Origin of the sequence: Nocardia sp. NPDC005746 (assembly GCF_040630785.1) — a bacterium.
GTDB lineage: Bacteria > Actinomycetota > Actinomycetes > Mycobacteriales > Mycobacteriaceae > Nocardia.
Window position 1 is genome coordinate 151,046 of record NZ_JBEXYE010000009.1, and the last position, 21,609, is coordinate 172,654.

Here is a 21,609-nt window from a genome sequence, read left to right on the forward strand (position 1 = left end):
CGTCCGCACCCGGATCAGCGGCCGAGCAGGCCCTTGGCGACGTGGGTCACCTGGATCTCGTTGGAGCCGGCGTAGATCATCAGGGACTTGGCGTCCCGGGCCAGTTGTTCGACGTGGTATTCGGCCATGTAGCCGTTGCCGCCGAACAGTTGGACCGCGTCCATGGCCACGTCGGTGGCGACCTCCGCGCAGTACAGCTTCATGGCCGAGGCCTCGGCCAGGCTCGGGGGTTTGCCGGCGCGGTTGCGTTCCAGGGCCATGAAGACCATGTTCTGCACATTGATCCGCGCCACCTCCATCTTGGCCAGCTTGAGCTGGACCAGCTGGAAACGGCCGATCTCCTGACCCCACAGCTTGCGGGTCTTCGCGTAATCCACACAGAGCCGGTGGCATTCGTTGACGATGCCCAGCGCCATGAACGCCACGCCGATCCGCTCGGCGGTGAAACTGGAGCGCGCGCTCTCGCGGCCGTCGCCGCCCTCGTGCTCCTCGGTCTCGCCGAGCAGCCGGTCCCGGCCCAACCGGACATTGTCGAAGAACAATTCGCCGGTGGGTGAGGCGTGCAGGCCCATCTTCTTGAACGGCTTGCCCTGAGTGAAGCCCTCCATGCCCTTGTCCAGCACGAAAGTCAGCACCTTCCGATCCCGTTTGTCGGCGCCGTCGCCCTCGTCGAGCTTGGCGTAGACGACCACGGTGTCGGCGTAGGGGCCGTTGGTGATGAAGGTCTTCTGGCCGTTGAGGATGTAGTCCTCACCGTCGCGTTTCACGTAGGTCTTCATGCCGCCGAACGCGTCCGAGCCCGAGTCGGGTTCGGTGATCGCCCACGCCGCGATCTTCTTCATGGTCACCAGATCGGGCAGCCAGCGTTCCTTCTGCGCGAGGGTGCCGCGCGTGAGGATGGTGGTCGCGCCCAGGCCGATGCTCACGCCCATGGCGCTCACCAGACCCATGCACACCCCGGACAGCTCGCTGACCAGCACCGCCATCATCGACTCCTGCCCGGAGAAGGGGCTGCCGTCGCCGGAGCGCTCCTTCTTCTCCGGCAGCGGCTCCCCCGCCGCGCGGGCTTCCTCCCGCTTGCGCTGCCGCGCCAGCAGTCTGGTGATCGCCTCCTCGCCGAGGGCGTCGATCCCGAACTCGCCGAACAGCTTCCGGATGATCGGGTACGGCAGCATCTCGCCGCTGTCGAGGGCGTCGAGGTGCGGCCGCACCTCCTTGGTGATGAAGCCGCGCACCGCGTCGCGGATCAGCTCATCGGTCTCGGACCATTCGAACATCGTTGTCCGCCTTCCTGATTACGGCAGTCGCCCGGCGATATCGTCGATGGCCCACGGGCCCTCGGTCTCGATGGTCTTCACGTCGTGCCAGCCCGCCAGCTCCGAGATGGCGCCGCCCTGCACCGCGAACACCTTGCCGGTGATCGGGCACTTCTCGGTGGCCAGATACGCCACCAGCGGGGAGATATTGGCCGGGCTGAAGGCGTCGAACTCGCCCTCCTCCAGGCCCGCCTGCTGCGCCGCCATCATCTCGCCCATGCCGGGGGTGGCCAGGGTGAGCCGGGTCCGGGCGATCGGCGCGATGGCGTTCACGCGCACGCCGTAGCGGGCCAGCTCGTCGGCCGCCACCAGGGTGAGCGCGGCGATCCCCGCCTTGGCCGCCCCGTAGTTCGCCTGTCCCGCATTGGGAATCGTGGTCCCCGACGCCGACGCGGTATTGATGACCGCGGCCGCGGGCTGATTACCCGCCTTGGACTGTTCCTTCCAGTACCCGGCCGCGTGCCGCAGCACCGCCGCGTGCCCCTTGAGGTGCACGGCCAGCACCGAATCCCACTGCGACTCCTCCATCCCCGCGACGAAGGCGTCACGCAGGATGCCCGCGTTGTTCACCACGACATCGAGCCGCCCGAACTCCGACACCGCCTGATCCACCAGGTTCTTCGCGCCCTGCCAGTCGGCCACGCTGTCGGTGTTGGCGATCGCGCGCCCCCCTGCGGCGATGATCTCCTCGGCCACCTGCTGCGCCGGACCGGCGTCGGACCCCTCACCGGCATTGCTGCCGCCGAGGTCGTTCACCACGACCGCCGCGCCCTCCCGGGCGAACAACAGCGCGTGCTCACGGCCGATACCGCGCCCGGCGCCGGTGATGATGGCAACCCGTCCCTCGAGTGCACCCATGAATGTCTCCTCAGTTCTCGATCAGTCGGCGATCTCGGCGAGTCCGTCGCTCAGAACGGTGTCGTCGCCGCGCACGGTGCGAAAGGCGTAAGTGGTGATGCCGTCGGCGGAACCGACCTTCCAGATCTGCGTCTCCAGGTCGTCGTTCGGGAAGACCATCTTGGAGAACCGCACCGCGTACCGGCGCAGCCTCGCCACATCCGAACCCGCCACCCGCGACAGCACGCCCCACGACGACATCGCCATCGTGCACAGGCCGTGCGCGATGATGCCGGGCAGACCGGCGTCCTTGGCCACCTGGTCATCCAGGTGCAACGGCACCGGATCACCCGAAGCCGGTGCGTAGCGGTAGGTCTGGTCCGCGTCCACGTGCGCCGCGACCGTCGCCAGCGGCGGCCGCTCCGCCAGCGCGGCATCGAAACGGTGCGCCGGAGCGGCCGCGCCGACCTGCCGGCCCGCGTCGACATTCCGGAAGAACGCGGTCAGATACTGCTCGTTGACCAGTTCTCCGTCGCCGGAACGGGTTTCGATGTGAATGGTGATGGTGGACCCGTTGTCCTTGCCCTCGAAACCGATGGCGCGGGCCCGGGCGACCAGGTGATCACCGGGCCGGATCGGGCGGTGGAAGTGGAAGTCCTGCTCCCCGTGCACCACCCGCCCGAAGATGTTCATCGGCGCCACGTCGATGACCGGCGCCATCATGGCGTCGAACACCGGGACGATGGCGAAGACCGGCGGGGCCACATCGCCTTTCAGGTGCGCGGCGATGGGATCGTTGGTGGCGGCCGCGTAATCGGCGATCCGCTCCCGGGTGACCTCGAAGGACTCCTCGTCCGACCAGGTGTTCAGGCCGGACTCGTCGAATTCGACTGTCGTCGAAGTCATTTCGCCTCGCCCTCTCACCGGCTTGCCGCTGTGGCCAACGCGTCGAGTGCGGTGAGGGTCTTGTCCAACTGGGTCAGGCCGTCCTTCTCGACCGCCTTGCCCAGCGCGCCCTTGATCAGCGCGCCCTCGAAATCGCCGGCGACCGAGAACTTGCTGCCGCTGCCCTCGGGGGCGATGTCGAAGGAGAACTGCACCTTCACGCCCGCCATGCCGGTGCCGCTGAGCACCAGCTTGTTCGGGGTCTCGACGCTCTCCACCACCCACTCGATCTTGTTGGCCATGCCGAGCATGAGGATCTTGGCGGTCAGCTTCGCACCCGGGGCCAGTACGGCCGGGGGCTCCTCCATCCAGCGCTCGTGGATGGAGAACCACCTGTCCCAGGTCTGCGGGTCCGAGACCACCGCCCACAGGGCATCGGGGGTCGCGTTGAGGTTCTTGCCGGCTTCGATGTGTCCCATGGCTTTTCGCTCCTCGTCGAGTCGAAGGTCAGCGCTCGGCGCGCTGGTAGGCGGTGACGACGGCCGCGCCGCCGAGTCCGATGTTGTGCTGCAGGGCGGCGGTCACGTTGTCGACCTGCCGCTTGTCGGCGGTGCCGCGCAGCTGCCAGGTGAGCTCGCTGCACTGCGCCAGACCGGTCGCGCCCAGCGGGTGCCCCTTGGAGATCAGGCCGCCGGACGGGTTCACCACCCACTTGCCGCCGTAGGTGGTCGCGCCGGAGTCGATGAGATGACCGGCCTCGCCCTCCTTGGCCAGCCCCAGCGCCTCGTAGAGCAGCAGCTCGTTGGCGGAGAAGCAGTCGTGCAGTTCGATGACCTGGAAGTCCTCGGGGCCGAGACCGGCTTGCGCGTAGACCTTCTCGGCCGCCCGAACATTCATGTCGTAGCCGATGAGGTTCTTGGCGCTGCCGTCGAAGGTGGAGCCGAAGTCGGTGGTCATGGCCTGGCCGACGATCTCCACCGCCTGCCGCGACAGGTCGTGGCGGTCCACGAAGTCCTCGCTCGCGAGGATGACCGCACCCGAGCCGTCGGAGGTCGGTGAGCACTGGAGTTTGGTGAGCGGGTCGTAGATCATCCGCGAGCCCAGAATGTCGTCGAGCGAATACTCGTCCTGGAACTGCGAATACGGGTTGTTCACCGAGTGCTTGTGGTTCTTGTAGCCGATCTTGGCGAAGTGCTCGGCGGTGGTGCCGTACTTGGCCATGTGCTCGCGTCCGGCCGCGCCGAACATCCACGGGGCCACCGGGAACAGCACCTCGGAGATCTCCGCCAGCGCCATGATGTGGCGCGCCATGGGCTGTTCGCGGTCGTCCCACACCGAACCCAGCGAGCCGGGCTGCATCTTCTCGAAGCCCAGGGCCAGGGTGCAGTCGGCCAGGCCGCCCCGAATCGCCTGCGCCGCGAGGTAGAGCGCGGTCGAGCCGGTGGAGCAGTTGTTGTTGACATTGACGACCGGGATTCCGGTCATGCCCAGCTCGTAGACGGCGCGCTGGCCGGAGGTGGACTCCCCGAAGACGTAACCGACGTAGGCCTGCTCGACCTCCCGGTAATCGATCCCCGCGTCCGCGAGCGCCTTGGTGCCGGACTCCCGGGCCATGTCCGGGTAGTCCCAGGCGCTGTCGTCCTCGTTCTTGCGCCGCCCCGGCTTTTCGAACTTCGTCATGCCGACGCCGACGACGTAGACCTTTTTCGTCATCGAACTCCTCACATAGGGGAACGAAAACAAACATACAAAGCTGTATGTAAAGCCGCAAGAGGGTGCGGCGAATCCACAGCGGGACGGCAAGATCAGAAGGTCAGATCGATACGGCCGCACATACAGCGGCGTCGGTAAGGGTGGCGGTTATCGGTCGCCGAGATGGAAGTCCGGCATGAGCGCCGCGGCCGCCAGCCGCAGCTGCGCCGAGGCCCGCAGCCAGCGCCGGTGCGCCCGCTCCGGATCGGGAGAGATGAAGTTGGTGACCAGGATTCCACGCAGCGTGTCCATGGCGGTGTAGGCGAAGTCGCGAACGTTCTTGCGGTCCAGCTCGTTCGGCACCAGCTGGGCCACCGCCATCAGCACCGCGTTGTTGACGAACGGCTCGACCTTCTCCATCTCCACCGCGAGCACCCGATCGGTGCGGCTGGCCACCCACAATTCGATGGCCGCGATGAACAGCGGGCCCTGATGCAGCTCCCACATGGCCTCGAGGGTCGCGGCGATCGGATCGTCGGTGCTGCGGACCCGCCCGATCTCCTTCATGGCCGCCTCGGTGCGCCGCTGGGCGAGATGACTGATCGCCGCCACCACCAGCTCGCTCTTGGAACCGAAGTGATGCACCTGCGCGCCACGGGTCACGCCCGCGCGCTCGGCCACCCGTGGGGTGGTGGTTCCGGCGTATCCGTACTCGACCAGGCACTCGATGGTGGCGTCCAGCAATCGGGTCCGGGTCTCGGTGCTGCGTTGTTCCTGGGTGCGGCGCGGCTTCGAGACGGCGGAGCTGGTCATGCCGGAAATCTTACACTTACATACACTCGTGTATGTTCGCGCTCGGTTCGTCGGCCGCCGGACGGCGCGGACGCCGTGATGTCATTCACTTCGGTTCCGTGCGACGGCCCGATCTGGTTACCCTGAGCGATGCGGCGGTGGGGCTCGCCGCTCCGGACACCGGAACAACCGCGGCGACACCGCCGCCAACAGTCCCTACCCACGAAGACACGCTGAACGTGTGCGCTGGAGTAGGAGACCCGTGTGACCCGAGAGCTGGACCCGACCACCCAGGCGGCCGAACCCATCGACCCCGACATCGATCTGCGTCAACCCGAACAGCGACAGGAACTGCTGCGTTCACAGGGCGCGATCCTGACTGTCATCTCGGCCGGCGGCGCCATCGGCGCGCTCGCCCGCTACGGCCTCGCCCAGATCTGGCCGACTCCCGCGCACGGATTCCCGTGGGCCACCTTCGCCACGAATGTGCTGGGCTGCTTCCTGATCGGCGTGCTCATGGTGATCGTCACCGAGCTGCGCACGCCCCACCCGCTGGCGCGGCCGTTCCTCGGCGTCGGCATCCTCGGCGGGTTCACCACGTTCTCCACCTACGCCAACGAGACCCGCGCACTGCTCGAACCCGGCACTGTCGCAACGGCATTCATCTATCTGGCCGCCACGCTGAGCTGTGCGCTCCTGGCCACCCTGCTCGCGGTGCGGCTGACCCGCGCGGCGGGCGGCTATCGGAAGGCGGCGGCATGACCGGACTGCTCGTGGTCCTCGGCGCGATGGTCGGCGCACCCGTGCGCTACCTCACCGACCGCGCCATCCAGACCCGCCACGACAGCGTGTTCCCGTGGGGCACTCTCACCGTCAATCTGGCGGGCTGCCTGATCCTGGGCGCGCTCACCGGCGCGGCCGCCTCCTCCCCCACCTTCGCGCTGCTCGGCACCGGCTTCTGTGGCGCGCTCACCACTTACAGCACCTTCGGCTACGAGACCATCCGTCTCACCGAGGAACGCTCGTACCTCTACGCCGCCCTCAATGTGACGGTCAGCCTCGTCGCCGGTCTGGGCGCGGCGCTGCTGGGCTTCACCACGGCACACGCCCTGGTCTGACCCGGCCGCTGCCGGGTCGGCCAGAGCCGCCGCCGATCAGGTCTGTGAGCCGATCAGGTCTGTGAGTTGTACATGCAGGCGGCACAGGTCCAGCCCGCTTCGGTCATGATGCAGTCGGTGAGGCGGACATAGGAATTGCCGACCCGCTCCCGGCACGCGGTGGCGCAGCCGTTGAGGTCCTGGCCGCAACTGATGGCGTCGGCGGAGGCGATGGTGGGCACGGCGAGAGCGGGCACGATCAGCCCGGCTAGCAAACTCGCGGCGAGGACGGTGGTTCTGACTGCGCGCATGACGAGAAGTCCCTTCGTAGAAGAACGATGTCAGCTCGGCGAAACGCGTGCTACCGCTCCCTACTGGACACTCGAGCGGATTGCCAGCACTGTTTCAGCAAACATCACTCGCGCCGGTCACCGCAAGACCGGCGCGCACCTGATCGGGGCGGTGCGGTCCGGCCCGCAGGCCTCACCACACCGCCCGGACAGCGGACGAATCAGGCCGACGTCGACTGCGCCGCCGGAATGACACCGAGCTGCTGCAGCATCCCCAGCGTGTCCCAGTTCGCCCAGCTCTCGCCGATCTTGCCGTCGGTCTGGTGGCGGGTGACGGTCATGCCCGCGATGACGACCGGCTTTCCGGTGGCGGGCATCCCCATCAGCGGGCCCTGGTTGGTGCCCGACGCCGTCCACCGGGTGAGGACGAAATCGCCTTCCGCGAACTGCTCGTTGACCAGCATCCTCGTATCGGGGAACGCGGCGAGGTACATCTCCGCCTGCCGCCTGAGCGCCGCGGGACCGTGCACCTCCGCGTGCGGATTCTGTGGATCATGATCGATGGCGTCCGCCGCGATCACTTCATCGAAGACATCGAAATCCCTGGCGTTCCAGGCATCGAATATGCGCTTGGCCGTGGCCTTGTTCTGCTCTGACATATCGTTCCCGTCCTTTCGTGCAGGAAACGTCTTCCACTGGTAATTCGGCGCCATATTCATGATCCACCCGCGACCCCAGAAGGCGAAGGGGCCGAATCGGAAATACCCGGCTACCGGCGCTCCGGCCGGCGCGCGAGAGACACGGTCGCCACGAAGAGCAGCACACCCAGCACCGCCAGCCCGGCGCCGACCACCGCCGGGGCGGTGTAGCCCATGCCCACGGCGATCACCAGGCCACCCAGCCACGCACCCGCGGCATTGGCGATATTGAGAGCCGCGTGATTCAGTGCGGCAGCGAGGGTTTGCGCGTCATGGGCGACATCCATCAGACGGGTCTGCAGGGCCGGGGCCAGTGCCGCGCCCGACGCGCCGACCAGGAACGCCCCCGCCGCCGCCGTGTACGGATTGTGGGCCGCCGCAACATATCCCGCCAGAATCACCACCATCGCCAGCAGCGAGACGAACACCGCGCGATCCACGCCGCGATCTGCCAGCACACCGCCCGCGATATTGCCCGCCACCATGCCCAGCCCGAACAATGCCAGCACCAGCGGAACCAGGCCGATCCGCACGCCGGCCACATCGGTGAGGGTGGTGGTGATGTAGGTGTAGACCGCGAACATGCCGCCGAAGCCGATCGCGCCGACCAGCAGGGTCAGCAACACCTGCGGACGCCGCAATGCGGTCAGTTCGGTACGGGGATCGGTCATTCGAATGCCGTGCAGCTCGGGCACGAGACGGGAGAGCGCGGCCACCGTCGCCAGACCGATCACGGCGACCACCGCGAAAGCTGCCCGCCAGCCGAGGTTCTGGCCCAGCCAGGTCGCTGCGGGAACGCCGACGACATTGGCGGCGCTCAATCCCAGCATAACCGCGGCCACCGCCTTCGCCCGCTGCCCGACCGGGGCCAATGACGCCGCCGCCAGCGACGCCACCCCGAAATACGCGCCGTGCGGCAGACCCGACACGAACCGCGCGAACGTCAGCGTCGCGAACGTCGGCGCGATCACACTGGCCGCGTTGCCCGCCGTGAACGCCAGCATCAACACCATCAACAGCCGCTTGCGCGGAACCCGCGCGCACAACGCCGCGATCACCGGAGCCCCGACCACCACGCCGAGCGCGTAGGCGGAAACGATGTGTCCCGCAGTCGGTTCGGACACCGCCATCGACTTCGCGATATCGGGCAGCAACCCCATGGTCACGAACTCGGTTGTGCCGATACCGAATCCGCCCGCGGCGAGGGCCAGCATGGCAGGGATGGGCCAATGCCCGCGCGGGGCGACGGAGTCGCTCGTGCCGTCGCGGGTCACGTCTTCGGCGGTCGATACGGCGGGGGCGGCGGATACAGATTCGGGCACAACCAAGCGCAACACAGTGGCGAACGATCCCGATACCGTCCGGTCCAGTGATTTCACTCACTGACCGACCGACCCGTCAGCCTGCCTTCGGAAATGAGATTCCCGGAAACAGTTCGGGCACCCGCCCACCCACCGGTTCCGGTGGGGGCAGGTGCCCGTTGGGCGCGGTGGATGTTCTGGCCGGGACTGTGGTCCCGGCCGCCATCGTCACCGCTTCGCGCTGTTCACGTTCGCGCGGCTCTCCTCGGACGTCGGAACGTCCACCCGGAGTGGGGGTTTCAGCGAATCTCGCGAGCCAGGTTGGCGTCCAGCACGCCGAGGAACTCCTCGGTGGTCAGGTAGCCCTGGTCGCCGCCGACCAGCAGCGCGAGGTCCTTGGTCATCTGACCGGACTCGACCGTCTTGATGACGACGTCCTCGAGGGTCTGCGCGAAGCCGATCACCTCGGGGGTGTTGTCCAGCTTGCCGCGGTGGGCCAGGCCACGCGTCCACGCGAAGATCGAGGCGATCGGGTTGGTGGAGGTGGGCTTGCCCTGCTGGTGCTGACGGTAGTGACGGGTCACGGTGCCGTGCGCCGCCTCCGCCTCACAGGTGCGGCCGTCCGGGGTCAGCAGCACGGAGGTCATCAGACCCAGCGAGCCGAAGCCCTGCGCCACGGTGTCGGACTGCACATCGCCGTCGTAGTTCTTGCAGGCCCAGACGTAGCCGCCCTCCCACTTGAGCGCGGAGGCGACCATGTCGTCGATCAGGCGGTGCTCGTAGGTCAGACCGGCCGCGTCGAACTCGTCCTTGAACTCGGTCTGGTACACCTCCTCGAAGGTGTCCTTGAACATGCCGTCGTAGGCCTTGAGGATGGTGTTCTTGGTCGACATGTACACCGGGTAGTTCTGCTGCAGGCCGTAGTTCAGCGAGGCCCGCGCGAAGTCCCGGATGGACTCCTGGAAGTTGTACATGCCCATGACCACGCCGCCGTCTTCCGGCATGCGCACGACCTCGTGCTGGATCGGCTCGGAGCCGTCCTCGGGCGTGAAGGTCAGGGTGACGGTGCCCGCCTGGTGCACCTTGAAATCGGTGGCGCGGTACTGGTCACCGAAGGCGTGACGGCCGATGATGATCGGCTTGGTCCAGCCCGGAACCAGACGCGGAACGTTCGAGATGATGATCGGGGCGCGGAAGATCGTGCCGCCCAGGATGTTGCGGATGGTGCCGTTCGGCGACCGCCACATCTTCTTGAGGCCGAATTCCTCGACTCGCGCCTCATCGGGGGTGATCGTCGCGCACTTGACGCCGACGCCATGCTTCTTGATGGCGTTCGCGGCGTCGATCGTGATCTGATCATCGGTCTTGTCGCGGGCTTCGATGCCGAGGTCGTAGTACTCGAGGTTCACGTCGAGATACGGATTGACCAGCTTGTCCTTGATGAACTGCCAGATGATCCGGGTCATCTCGTCGCCATCGAGTTCGACGACGGTCCCTTCAACCTTGATCTTGGACATGGATCTTCGTGTCCTCCTAGGAAGGTGGTGCTCCCATTGCACGGCCGGTGAGCACCGCTTGTAGCGGACCCCAGCTGTTCAACAGACAACGTATACGCATGACTCCCGGCACCGGACCTGTGGTACCAGGTCCATGTCCGATGTGGCGTCAAGCAAGACAAGCGTACTGCTGCTATGGACCTCACCGCGCGGGCAGCCCCCGCTGTGCGGGAACCCGCCCTCAGTTACTCGCAAGTAGGGTGCAAGTGATCGGGCCCACAGTCTCCAGTATGCCGACCACCACCGAGCCCGACCTGCTGGGCATGCGCCTCGCGCACCGCGCCATGATCGCCGACACCGCGCGCTTCACCGACCTCACCCGCGACATCGCCGCCGGACGCGCGGACTGCCCGCCACGACGAGCCGCGGCCATCGCCGAATACCTGCTGCTGCTCTGCGACAGCATCCACCATCACCACACCATCGAGGACGAGGTGCTGTGGCCGCTGCTGCGCGACACCGGCGCGGTGGACGTACGCGAACTCGAGGACGACCACGCCCAGCTCGACCCGATCCTGGACAGCGTGCGCGCCGGCGCGCGCGAACTCGCCCGCGACGGATCCGCGGCGGCGCTCACCGACCACCTCGCCCGCCTGAACGCCTTGCTCACCGAACACATCGCCGACGAGGAGGACACCGTCTTCCCGGTGATCACCGCGCACCTCGACGCCAAGCAGTGGAGCGCCGTCGAAGCCGCCGCCCGCAAGGGCGCGACCATGAGCTTCGAACTGCCGCGCATGTTCGGCATGTGCACGCCCGAGGAATGGGAGCGCGCCAACGCCGAGGGCGGGCTCGTGCTCGGCCTCATGCTGCGCTGGTTCGGACGGGGGCATCGGCGACGGGAAGCCCTCATCGCCGGGAGCTGACCGGGCGGGCACGGCCGAGTGCCCTCCCGATCAGTTCGCGCCGCCAACGGGAGGGGGCGAGTCGGTTCGCACCCGCCGTCAAGAGAGTCGCGAGTCGGTTCGCACCCGCCCTCGGGAGAGCCGCGAGTTACTTCGCGCCCGTCGGCGGGAGGGTGGCGAGCTGGGCGGTGAGATGGGCGGCGACCTCGGTCGCGCGGGTTCGGTGCGCGGCGGCGGCCTCCGGGTCGCCCAGCGCGTCGGCCAGCTCCGCCAGCACCGTGTCGATCGGACCGTAGACGACCGAACCGGTGTCGAGGCCCGCGACCGTACCCGAGCGCGGGAGCATGTCGCGGTAGCAGTCGGCGGCGGCGACGAGATCGCCGAGCCGCAGGGCGACCCGGGCGCGGAAGACCGCCATGACCGACCAGTAGTGATCCCGCCGGATCGGCGCGGCGGCAGCGAAAACCGCACGCGCCGTATCGATGTCGCCGCTGTCGAGCAAGGCCAGGGCGTACGCGAGCGCCAGCGCGTCGGGCGAGACCGCGTGGACCTGCGCCATCGGCTCCACCAGGGCCGACAGGTCGCCGCGCGCCCAGCCCAGCATCATGGCCCCGGCGATCAGCAGCTCCGCGCCATTGGCCGCGCCGACGGCGACCAGGCGCGCGCTGGCATCGGCGTACGCGCGCTCGGCGGCGTCCAGATCACCGCGCAACACCATGAGCACGGCATCGAACAGCGTGAGCACGATCAGCATCTGGTGCAGCTGACCGCCCGTCGCGCACTCCAGACCGCGCTCGGCCGCGCGCCGCGCCCGCACCAGATCATTGTCCGCGCCGGCGATCAGGCACCCGAGGAAATGCGCCACCGCCTGGTACTCGACCAAACCGGCCGCCGTGGACACCGCCAGCAGCTCGTCGGCCAGCCCCGCCCGCTCGTCCCACAGATCCGGGCCGAGCGCCACATAGGCCCGGACATTCAAGGCCGCACACAGCAATTCGGGATCACCCAGATCCCGCGCCGTCGCCACCGCCTCCGCCGACGCGGCGAACGCCAGCGGATCATCATCGCCTTCGACCTCCACGACCAGCGCCACCAGCAACCGCACCCGCACCCCGTCGGGCAGCGGCCGCGCCAGCGCCGCCCGCAGCGCACCGATCACCCGCTCGTCCGGCAGCCGCTTGTCCCGCGTGCCCCAGATCAACGGCGCCCGCCACGAACCCAGCGCCATCGCGACGGGATCGACTGCCGGACCAGCAGACTCGTCGGCCAACCCCCACCCAGCCGATGATCCGCCCCGCGCCCGCCCCGAACCCGGCACGACAGGATCCATCGCGGCGCCGGAGCTCCGGTCGGCCATTTCACCGGACGCCGCCGCAGCCGATCCGCGTGCGGCCGATAGGTGCGGCCCCGACGCGAGCAGTGCGGACGATTCATGTCCGGCCGATGCTGCCGACCCGTGATCGGTCGACGCCGGACCGGTCCGGGTGATCGCGGCGAGGTGCTCGGCCAGGTCGAGGGCGGCGGCGCGCTCGGCACGGGCGGCGGCGTCGTTGCCGCGGTAGGCGAGGGCGTTGACCAGGGCGCAGCGGACTTCCAGAATGGCCGCGCCCACAACGGGATCAGGGCCGTCCTCGCGATGGCCCGCCAGCGTGTGCAGATCCAGCGCGGCCCGCCACAGCGGTTCCGCCTCGGCGAACGCGCGGCGCGCACCGTCCTGCCGGGCGGCGGCCAGGACGTACCCCAGCGCCTCCCCGGCGGTTCCCGCGTGCGCGCCGGTCAGGGCGTGGTGGGCGAGCAGCGCCGGATCCACCGGATTCACCTGCTCGGCCACCCGCAGCGCCGACCAGTGCATGCGGCCCCGGCGCAGCGCGGGGATACCCGCGTAGACCGCGTCCCGGGTCAGCGCGTGCCCGAAGCGGATCCGGCCCCCGGACTCCAGGCGCAGCAGTCCGGCCACCACCACGGTGTCCACCAGATCGACCAGGGCCCCTTCGGTTTCGCCCGTCAGCTCCAGCAGCGCGTCGAAATCCGACTCGCCGCCCCACACCGCGAGCAGCCGCAGCATGCGCGCCGCTTCGGCGGGCAGCCGCGCGATCCGGCGATGCAGCACATCGCTGACTCCCGCCGGCACCGCCAGCAGATCCCCTTCGGCGGCAGCGAGTTTCGCCAACTCGGCCACGAACAGCGGATTGCCGCCGGTGCGATCACGCACCAATTCGGCCGTGGCATTGTCGATTCCGCGCAGGCCGGCCGCCCCCGCGACCGTCCGCACGGCCTCGAGGTCGAGCCCGGTCAGCTCCAGCCGTCCCGAGGTCACCGCCGCCAGTGCCGCCGACGTGGCCCGAACCTCGTCCCCCACTTCCGATCCGCGCATGGTCACCACGAACAGCACCGGAGCCTGCGCCGACCACGCCACCACCTGCCGCAGGATCTGCAGGGTCGCGCCGTCCGCCCGGTGCGCGTCCTCCAGCACCACCAGCACCGGCCCGGCCGCACTCGCCGTATCGACCGAGCTCGGTGTATCCGGGACGACCGAGCCGGTGCTCATCCGCCCACCCGGGGTATCGATGGGATGTCCGGTCCATTCGGCGAAGCGGTCGACCACGGCCAGCGACAGGTGGAACGGTGTCGCGTCCGCGCCGAGATCCGCCGCCTTGCTGCCGGATTCACCGGTCAGCTCCATCCAGGCCCAGGCCGCCGGAGCGCCGTCGACCTCGGGGCAGCGGCCGACCGCGGTCCGCCAGCCGGCAGCGGCCAGCTCGTCGGCGACCGACCGCACCAGTGTCGTCTTGCCGGCTCCGGCCTCACCTTCCAGCCACACCAATCGGCCGCGGCCGCCGGCGGCTTCACGGGCGGCGGACAGCAAGGCCCCACGTTGACCCGCATAGCCGACCGGGGCGGATACCGGTGACACGGGTTCCGGCCGATCGGGCACCACCGATGCGATCGTCGCCGCGACGTCATCGGTGGAATGTGAACGTGCCGAACCTGATTCCGCGGCGAACGGCTCGGCGGGCGCGGGCGGAGCGAGGGCCGGATCGTGGGCGAGGATGGCGGCTTCCAGCTCGCGCACCGGCGGGCTGGGGTCGATGCCGAATTCGGTGTTGAGGGTGGCGCGGAGGTCGCGCAGCGTGGCCAAGGCCTCGAGCTGACGTCCCTGGCGGTAGTGCGCGAGGGCCAGCAGCCGGACGGCGGCTTCGCGTTCGGGGTGTTCGTCGACCAGGCGGCGCAGGGCCGCGACGGCCTCCTCCGGGCGGCCCAGGGCGAGGGCGGCGTCGGCCCGCTGTTCCACGGCGGTCCAGCGCATATCGGTGAGGCGGGCGATATCGGCGGCGCTCCAGGCCGCGTCGGCGTAGGCGGCATAGGCGGGGCCCCGCCACAGCGCCAGCGCGGAATCGAGGAGGCGGTGCCGGGCGGCCGGATCGGATTCGGTGGCGGCGGTGGACACCAGGTGGTCGAAATGCCAGACGTCGACGGCCGAGACCGGCAGGCGCAGCGCGTATCCGGGGGTCTGCGACACGAGCACTCCGGCGGGCGCGCGCGGCGGCCGATCCGGCTCCAATGCCCGCCGCAGATACGAGATGTGCGCCTGCAACGCCCCCGACGCCTTCGGCGGAGGCTCCCCCTGCCACAGATCCTCGATGAGCCGATCCGCCGAAACCACCTCGCCCCCGGCCGAAACCAGGCGCGCCAGCACCGCCCCCTGCCTCGGCCCGCGCAAAGGGGCGGGCCGACCGTCCACCGTCACCCGTAGTGCGCCCAGCACTTCCACGAACACCACGGGCGATACATCGGCTGCGACAGCCCATTCGCTAACACGGCGAACGACTGAAGCCGACCTGGACCGCCGATACCGCGCAACGCACCGGTCGCCCACGCGTGCCCGAGACAGGCACGCGGGCGACCGCTATTGCCAGGCGGCAGTCATGGCCCGGTGGGCAGTCGGAGCACTCGGATGCCGCCGAGGGCGAGAACGAGTCCGACGGCGATCGTGCCGGGGATGATCCACCAGCCCTCCGCGCCCGGCAGCCCTTCGGCCCCGGCCATCGCGACCACTGCGAGGATCAGCGCGACCGCGGCCCCACGGCCGAGGAACGGACGCGGGGCCGCCAGCGCGCACACCGCCAGCAGGATGAATCCCAGCAGGAAGGCGGCAGCGAGCGGTCCGTTCACCGGGAGGGCGGCCTCCTCGATGGCCGATTGCTCATGGTGCGACAGGCGCGGAGCGACATAGATCTCGTGGTACGCACCGACCGGGATCGCCACGGTGAGCCCGACGAACAGCAGAACGCGGGCAACCGCGGAAACCTTGGCGGGCCAGCCATCTCCGTCTCGCCAGGCGGCGAACACCACCGGCAGGCCCACCGCCATCAGGATCGCGCCGGCGCTGAAAGTCAGGTGGGCGGCGGCCCAGGTGGCGGACTGTTCGGCCGCCTCGGAATGTTCCAGCGGGTGCAGGGCATTGCCCACGGCGAACAGCACGCCCCCGGCGATCAGCGCGCTGGCGCGCAGCCGGAGGTCTGGATCGGCCGCGGTGGGCGCTTTCGTCATCGTCATGGTCGTACTGTCGGCCAGGGCGATGCGCCGCGACTTGCCGCCGACTTGCGGCCGACAACGACGCGTGCCCGCCGCGAGAGTCGCGGCGGGCACGGCGCGGAATCACCGGCGGTGGTTCACACGCCCACGTGCACGGCGTGCTCGTCACCCTCGAGCAGGTTCTGCGGCTTGTCGCGAACCATGAACGCCGCGATCGGAACACACAGCGCGAAGAAGACCGCGCCGATCAGGAAGGCCACGTTGTAGGAGTGGATCGAGGCCCGCTCCATCACGTGGTCGACGGTCATGTTGTTGCGCACGTACCGCTCGGCCACCTGCACCGAGATGGTGGTCAGCAGCGCGGTGCCGATGGAACCACCCACCTGCTGGGCGGCGTTCAGCAGCGCGCTGGCCACGCCCGAATCCTCGGCATCGACCTGGTGCAGCGCGGTGGTCTGCATGGACACGAACAGCGCACCCATGCCCAGCGCGATCAGGATCATGGCAGGCAGCAGGGCGGTCGCGTAGCTGTCGCCGTACTCCAGCCGCGACAGCCACACCAGGCCCGCCGCGCCCAGCACCGAACCCGCCAGCATGAGCGGCCGCGGCCCGATCTTGGGCAGCACCGCCGAGGCGATACCCGCCGACACCACGATGCCGGCCGGGAACGGCAGGAACGCCACACCCGTCTTCAGCGCCGAGTAGTGCTCCACGATCTGCAGGTAGAAGCTCAGGTTCAGGAACATGGCGAACATGGCGATCGGCACCAGCAGCGCGATCAGATACGACCCGCCGCGGTTGATCTCACCCGGAATGCGCAGCGGCAGCAGCGGATTCGCGGTCCGGGCCTCGATGGCCACGAATGCCGCCAGCAGCGCCACACCCACCACGAACAGGGCCAGCGTGGTGGAGGCGGTCCAGCCGTCGGAGGCCGCGCGGCTGAAGCCGTACACGATCGAGATCAGGCCGAGGGTGACGGTGACCGCGCCGGGCAGGTCGTAGCCGCCGGTGCGGGGCGCCGGCACGTCCTTGACCACGAAGGCGAACGCGCCGACCAGGGCCAGCAGCGCGACCGGGGTGTTCACCAGCAGCGACCACCGCCAGTTCGCGTACTCGACGAGCGCGCCACCGGCGATCAGGCCCAGCGCGGCGCCCGCCGCCGACACACCGGCGAACACGCCGAAGGCCCGGGCCCGTTCCTTGGCTTCGGTGAAGGTCACCGAGACCAGCGACAGCGCGGCCGGGGCCAGCAGCGCGCCGAACGCGCCCTGCAGCGCGCGGCCCGCGAAGAGTTCGGCCTGGTTCTGCGCGAGACCGGCCAGCGCGGAGGCCGCGGCGAAGCCGATCAGGCCGACCATGAGGATCCGGCGGCGGCCCAGATAGTCGGCGAGGCGGCCGCCGAGCAGCAGCAGACCGCCGAAGATGAGGGTGTACGCGGTGAAGATCCACTGCTTGTCACCGTCGCTGATGTGCAGATCCTGCTGCGCGAACGGCATGGCGATGGTGACGATCGTGGCGTCCAGGACCACCATCAGCTGCGCCATGGCGATCACGCCGAGCGCCCACCAACGCCTGGAATCTTTTGCGGGACTTGCTTTTACGTCTGTACCGAGAGCGTCCGTCGCTACGGTCATGAGCCTCTCCTCTGGAGTTCGAAGGCAGCATCACCATAGTGACCCCCACTGACAATTGGCGTCAAGGGAAAAATGTCGCACCGCGACAGTTGTCATACTGGGACAGGAAAACGCATCAAGGATCTACGATGGAGGGATGTCGGAGTTGTCAAGTCACATCGGTGTGATCTCGCGTCACCGCCCCGGCCTGCGTGAGCGCAAGAAGCAGCAGACCCGGACCCGGATCATCGACGTCGCCCTGCGGTTGTGCGACGAACAGGGCTTCGACGCCACCACCGTCGAGCAGATCGCCGACGCCGCCGACGTCTCCCCGCGCACCGTGAACCGGTACTTCGAGAGCAAGGAGGCGATCGTCATCGCCCCCATCGAAGGCTGGGGACAAGCCCTCGCCGATCAGCTGCGCGCCCAGCCGATCACCGGCGACGAGATGCAGGCGCTGTTCGGCGCGTTCCTGGCGGTCGTGGACCAGATCATCGACTCCGACACGCCCGTGCCGTTCCGCTGGTTCCAGCAGATGCAGCGCATCACCCGCGACAGCGTCGCCGTGCGCGCGGTCAGCATGGAATCGGCCGACACCAAGACCCGGGCCGTGTCCGCGGTGCTGGCCGAACGCCTGCGCCTGCCCGAGGACCACCTCACCGTGCGACTCATCGCCACCACCTGGCACGGCATCGTGCGGGTCGGCATGGAGTGCGAGACCGACGAGGACGAGTTCCCGGGGTGCACGACCGCCACCAGCGCCCGCATGCTCGCCGACAGCGTCCAGGCGGCATTCGACGAATTCCGGCGGGTCTGTTGCGGTGCGGCAACGGTATTTCCCCCCGTAAACGGGGGAAATCCCACGAAGAATGCGACAAACCCCACTGCGTAGATCGGGCCGGACGGCCGCTAGAATCCCGCATTAGGTCAAGAGCATCAGCGTTAAGGCCCCGGCTTGCTGATCGGCAACCCTCCAGCTGCGGTGGGGTGCTCCGGGTGCAGACCGGGCGTTCGAGGGCCGAACGCAAGCGCAACTAGGAGGTCTACCGAAATGTGTTGTTGTCGAAGCCCATTCGCTTCTCGATAACGTCAAACTTCCGCCATTCGGCGACCTTGTTTTTGGAGCAGAACACATGAGTGACTCGACCGCGCCCGCGGCCGTCTCGGCTGACGACACCCTGGATCCGGCCAACTGGTCCTTCGAGACCAAACAGATTCACGCCGGCCAGGCTCCCGATTCCGCCACCGGAGCCCGCGCCCTGCCCATCTACCAGACCACGTCCTACGCGTTCCGCGACACCGACCACGCCGCCGCGCTGTTCGGACTCGCCGAGCCGGGCAATATCTACACCCGCATCATGAACCCCACCCAGGACGCGGTGGAACAGCGCATCGCCGCCCTCGAAGGCGGTGTGGCCGCGCTGCTGCTGGCCTCCGGGCAGGCCGCGGAGACCTACGCGATCCTGAATCTCGCCGAGGCCGGGGACCACATCGTGGCCAGCCCGCACCTGTACGGCGGCACCTACAACCTGCTGCACTACTCGCTGCCCAAGCTGGGCATCCAGGTCAGCTTCGTCGAGGACCCGGACGACCTCGAGCAGTGGCGCGCGGCGGTGCGACCCAACACCAAGGCGTTCTACGGCGAGACCGTCGCCAACCCGAGCAGCTCGGTCCTCGACATTCCGGGCATCGCCGAGGTCGCGCACGCCGCCGGGGTGCCGCTCATCGTGGACAACACCGTCGCCACCCCGTACCTGATCCAGCCGCTGGCGCTGGGCGCGGACATCGTGGTGCACTCGGCCACCAAGTACCTGGGCGGGCACGGTTCCGCGGTCGCGGGCGTGATCGTCGACGGCGGCTCCTTCGACTGGACGGTGCAGAACGAAGCGGGCGAATCCCGCTTCCCCGGCTTCACCACCCCCGACCCGAGCTACCACGGCGCGGTCTTCGCCGACCTCGGCGCTCCGGCCTACGCGCTCAAGGCCCGCGTGCAGCTGCTGCGCGATCTGGGCGCGGCGGTGTCGCCGTTCAACGCGTTCCTCATCGCGCAGGGCCTCGAGACGCTGAGCCTGCGCATCGAGCGGCACGTGGCCAACGCGCAGGCGGTGGCCGAGTTCCTCGCCGGGCAGCCCGGCGTCGAGAAGGTCTACTACGCCGGACTCCCCACCTCGCCCTGGTTCGAGCGGGGCAAACAGCTGGCACCGAAGGGCGTGGGCGCCATCGTGTCCTTCGAGCTGGCCGGCGGGGTCGACGCGGGCAAGAAGTTCGTGGAGGCGCTGGTGCTCCATAGCCATGTCGCTAACATCGGGGATGTGCGCTCGCTCGTCATCCATCCGGCATCCACCACGCATTCCCAGCTGACCCCCGCCGAGCAGCTGGCCTCCGGTGTCACGCCTGGCTTGGTGCGGTTGGCCGTGGGCATCGAGGGCATCGACGACATCCTGGCGGACTTGCGTGCCGGACTGACGGCGGCGGCAAGTTGACCGTGAACATCGAATCGCGAACGTCCCGGCACGCGGCGGAGCTGTTGCTGCCGCCGCCCGACGGGACGCTCGGGAGCATCGCCATCGGCGATGTGGAACTCGAGAGCGGGGCCGTGATCCCCGACGCCACGCTGGCCGTCCAGCGGTGGGGCGAACTATCGGCGAACGCGGACAACGTGGTGCTCGTGGAGCACGCGCTGACCGGCGACTCGCACGTGGTGGGCCCCGCCGACGTGCACCACAACCAGGCCGGCTGGTGGGACGGCATCGTCGGCCCCGGCGCGCCCGTGGACACCCGCGAATGGTGCGTCATCGCCACCAACGTGCTCGGCGGCTGCAAGGGCAGCACCGGCCCGTCCTCACTGGCCCCGGACGGGAAGCCGTGGGGCACACGGTTCCCCGCGCTGTCCATCCGCGACCAGGTGACCGCCGAGGCCAAGCTGTTCGACCTGCTCGGCATCGACCGCCTGGCCGCCGTGATCGGCGGCTCCATGGGCGGCATGCGGGTGCTGGAGTGGATGATCGGCCGGCCCGAACGGGTCGGCGCGGCCCTGGTGCTGGCGGTCGGCGCGCGCGCCACCGCCGACCAGATCGGCACCCAGACCACCCAGATCGCCGCCATCCAGGCCGATCCGGACTGGCAGGGCGGCGACTACCACGGCACCGGGCGCGCGCCCATGACCGGCATGGGCATCGCCCGCCGCATCGCGCACCTGACCTATCGCACCGAGGGCGAGCTCGATCACCGCTTCGAGAACCACGGCCAGGGCGACGAGGATCCGCGCGCGGGCGGCCGCTACGCGGTACAGAGCTACCTGGAGTATCAGGCGGACAAGCTGATCGCGCGTTTCGATCCGGCCACCTACGTGCTGCTCACCGAGGCCATGAACCGCTACGACGTCGGTCGCGGCCGCGGCGGCGTGGCGGCGGCGCTGGCCTCGACGCCGGTGCCGTGCGTGATCGGCGGGGTGGACTCGGACCGGCTCTACCCGCTGCGTACCCAGCAGGAGCTGGCCGATCTGCTGCCCGGTTCCAAGGGGCTCGAGGTCATCCACTCCAAGGACGGGCACGACGGGTTCCTGACCGAGACCGAGGCGGTCGGCAAACTCATGCTGGAGACCATGGAACTGGCCCGCGCCCAGCGCGTGTCGGGTCACTGAACCAGCGCTGCCCGAACGGCGGCGCCACCGCTGCCACTGTGCCGGTGTCGCCGCTGCCCGAATGCCGTATGTCCGCTGCCCGGCCGCTGCCACAGCCGACGGCGCGTTACGCCACGTATCGCGCCTGTTTCCAGTGAATTGTCCTGACGCGCTTTCGGTTTCGCGCGCATGACGCCTCCGTAACCGGTGTTCCGGAATACGTGTGCAGCGGGCATATCAGCCGTAATGTATTCGGCATGACCGCCGCATTCGATGACATGGATCTCCGCGATCTCGTCGATCTGCTCTCCGAGGACGAGCAGCGTGAACTCCGCCCGGCCATACTCCGTGTCCTGCACAGACTCCCGGACCAGGAAGTGCTGCGGCGCGAACTCGGCCGCCGCATAACCTCGGTCTAGCTATCCCCCAGCGCCGCCGGTTCACCCCGGCGGCAGAACAACTCGCTCATCTTTCCAGCGCCGCGACTCCGGTCGCGGCCCCGGCCCCGCGACCCGCGAGGCCCCACGGC

At 68.9% G+C, this 21,609-nt stretch carries 20 protein-coding genes and 1 riboswitch; of the genes, 7 read left to right on the forward strand and 13 right to left on the reverse strand.

Annotated elements, in window-relative coordinates:
* Nucleotides 1-14 precede the first annotated feature (14 nt).
* The 6 genes from ABZ412_RS19010 to ABZ412_RS19035 form a co-directional block, all read right to left on the reverse strand.
* The gene (locus ABZ412_RS19010) at nt 15-1,277 is read right to left on the reverse strand and encodes an acyl-CoA dehydrogenase family protein (RefSeq protein ID WP_357282216.1); all 1,263 of its coding nucleotides are present in this window, start codon (nt 1,275-1,277) and stop codon (nt 15-17) included.
* An 18-nt stretch (nt 1,278-1,295) separates the two neighbouring features.
* Nucleotides 1,296-2,174, reverse strand: coding sequence for an SDR family oxidoreductase (locus ABZ412_RS19015; RefSeq protein WP_357282217.1), 879 nt, complete (start codon nt 2,172-2,174; stop codon nt 1,296-1,298).
* Nucleotides 2,175-2,195: 21 nt separating this feature from the next.
* The gene (locus ABZ412_RS19020; RefSeq protein ID WP_357282218.1) at nt 2,196-3,059 is read right to left on the reverse strand and encodes a MaoC/PaaZ C-terminal domain-containing protein; all 864 of its coding nucleotides are present in this window, start codon (nt 3,057-3,059) and stop codon (nt 2,196-2,198) included.
* A gap of 14 nt (nt 3,060-3,073) precedes the next feature.
* The gene (locus ABZ412_RS19025; RefSeq protein WP_357282219.1) at nt 3,074-3,517 is read right to left on the reverse strand and encodes an SRPBCC family protein; all 444 of its coding nucleotides are present in this window, start codon (nt 3,515-3,517) and stop codon (nt 3,074-3,076) included.
* A 28-nt stretch (nt 3,518-3,545) separates the two neighbouring features.
* Nucleotides 3,546-4,751, reverse strand: coding sequence for a lipid-transfer protein (locus ABZ412_RS19030; protein ID WP_357282220.1), 1,206 nt, complete (start codon nt 4,749-4,751; stop codon nt 3,546-3,548).
* Between the two features lie 147 nt (nt 4,752-4,898).
* Nucleotides 4,899-5,543 carry a TetR/AcrR family transcriptional regulator gene (locus ABZ412_RS19035; protein ID WP_357282221.1) on the reverse strand — a complete coding sequence of 215 codons (645 nt, stop codon included), beginning with the start codon at nt 5,541-5,543 and terminating at the stop codon, nt 4,899-4,901.
* A 243-nt stretch (nt 5,544-5,786) separates the two neighbouring features.
* Here ABZ412_RS19035 and ABZ412_RS19040 point away from each other — a divergent pair, with 243 nt between their 5' ends.
* Both ABZ412_RS19040 and crcB read left to right on the forward strand, forming a co-directional pair.
* Complete coding sequence (locus tag ABZ412_RS19040) at nt 5,787-6,284, forward strand: CrcB family protein (RefSeq protein ID WP_357282222.1); 498 nt, start codon at nt 5,787-5,789, stop codon at nt 6,282-6,284.
* Entirely contained in the window at nt 6,281-6,640 is a 360-nt protein-coding gene (crcB, locus tag ABZ412_RS19045) for a fluoride efflux transporter CrcB (protein ID WP_357282223.1), read from the forward strand. Before ABZ412_RS19040 ends, crcB begins: the two co-directional genes overlap by 4 nt.
* A 53-nt stretch (nt 6,641-6,693) precedes the next feature.
* Here the strand turns inward: crcB and ABZ412_RS19050 are convergent, their stop codons facing one another.
* The 4 genes from ABZ412_RS19050 to ABZ412_RS19065 form a co-directional block, all read right to left on the reverse strand.
* The gene (locus ABZ412_RS19050; RefSeq protein ID WP_357282224.1) at nt 6,694-6,930 is read right to left on the reverse strand and encodes a hypothetical protein; all 237 of its coding nucleotides are present in this window, start codon (nt 6,928-6,930) and stop codon (nt 6,694-6,696) included.
* Nucleotides 6,931-7,130: 200 nt separating this feature from the next.
* Nucleotides 7,131-7,622, reverse strand: coding sequence for an ester cyclase (locus ABZ412_RS19055; RefSeq protein WP_357282225.1), 492 nt, complete (start codon nt 7,620-7,622; stop codon nt 7,131-7,133).
* A gap of 56 nt (nt 7,623-7,678) precedes the next feature.
* A complete protein-coding gene (locus ABZ412_RS19060; protein ID WP_357282386.1) occupies nt 7,679-8,821 on the reverse strand; it encodes an MFS transporter in 1,143 nt (380 codons plus the stop codon).
* A 386-nt stretch (nt 8,822-9,207) separates the two neighbouring features.
* Complete coding sequence (locus ABZ412_RS19065; protein WP_357282226.1) at nt 9,208-10,425, reverse strand: NADP-dependent isocitrate dehydrogenase; 1,218 nt, start codon at nt 10,423-10,425, stop codon at nt 9,208-9,210.
* 269 nt (nt 10,426-10,694) lie between these two features.
* Here ABZ412_RS19065 and ABZ412_RS19070 point away from each other — a divergent pair, with 269 nt between their 5' ends.
* Nucleotides 10,695-11,330, forward strand: coding sequence for a hemerythrin domain-containing protein (locus tag ABZ412_RS19070; protein ID WP_357282227.1), 636 nt, complete (start codon nt 10,695-10,697; stop codon nt 11,328-11,330).
* 127 nt (nt 11,331-11,457) lie between these two features.
* On the opposite strand, the gene ABZ412_RS19075 is transcribed toward ABZ412_RS19070, so the two are convergent.
* From ABZ412_RS19075 to ABZ412_RS19085, 3 genes are all read right to left on the reverse strand, one after another.
* The gene (locus ABZ412_RS19075; protein WP_357282228.1) at nt 11,458-15,090 is read right to left on the reverse strand and encodes a BTAD domain-containing putative transcriptional regulator; all 3,633 of its coding nucleotides are present in this window, start codon (nt 15,088-15,090) and stop codon (nt 11,458-11,460) included.
* A 143-nt stretch (nt 15,091-15,233) separates the two neighbouring features.
* Nucleotides 15,234-15,866 carry a hypothetical protein gene (locus tag ABZ412_RS19080; protein ID WP_357282229.1) on the reverse strand — a complete coding sequence of 211 codons (633 nt, stop codon included), beginning with the start codon at nt 15,864-15,866 and terminating at the stop codon, nt 15,234-15,236.
* 116 nt (nt 15,867-15,982) lie between these two features.
* Entirely contained in the window at nt 15,983-17,479 is a 1,497-nt protein-coding gene (locus tag ABZ412_RS19085; RefSeq protein WP_357282230.1) for an MFS transporter, read from the reverse strand.
* Nucleotides 17,480-17,615: 136 nt separating this feature from the next.
* On the opposite strand from ABZ412_RS19085, the gene ABZ412_RS19090 reads away from it, so the two are divergent.
* The 4 genes from ABZ412_RS19090 to ABZ412_RS19105 all read left to right on the forward strand — a co-directional run bounded on the left by ABZ412_RS19090 (nt 17,616) and on the right by ABZ412_RS19105 (nt 21,499).
* A complete protein-coding gene (locus ABZ412_RS19090) occupies nt 17,616-18,350 on the forward strand; it encodes a TetR family transcriptional regulator (RefSeq protein ID WP_357282231.1) in 735 nt (244 codons plus the stop codon).
* Between the two features lie 33 nt (nt 18,351-18,383).
* Nucleotides 18,384-18,495: riboswitch (SAM riboswitch) on the forward strand.
* Nucleotides 18,496-18,591: 96 nt separating this feature from the next.
* Entirely contained in the window at nt 18,592-19,941 is a 1,350-nt protein-coding gene (locus ABZ412_RS19095) for a bifunctional o-acetylhomoserine/o-acetylserine sulfhydrylase (RefSeq protein WP_357282232.1), read from the forward strand.
* A gap of 8 nt (nt 19,942-19,949) precedes the next feature.
* Nucleotides 19,950-21,101: a homoserine O-acetyltransferase gene (locus ABZ412_RS19100; protein WP_357282387.1), complete on the forward strand. Its 1,152-nt coding sequence runs from the start codon at nt 19,950-19,952 to the stop codon at nt 21,099-21,101.
* Between the two features lie 236 nt (nt 21,102-21,337).
* A complete protein-coding gene (locus ABZ412_RS19105) occupies nt 21,338-21,499 on the forward strand; it encodes a hypothetical protein (RefSeq protein ID WP_167659831.1) in 162 nt (53 codons plus the stop codon).
* Nucleotides 21,500-21,609 lie beyond the last annotated feature (110 nt).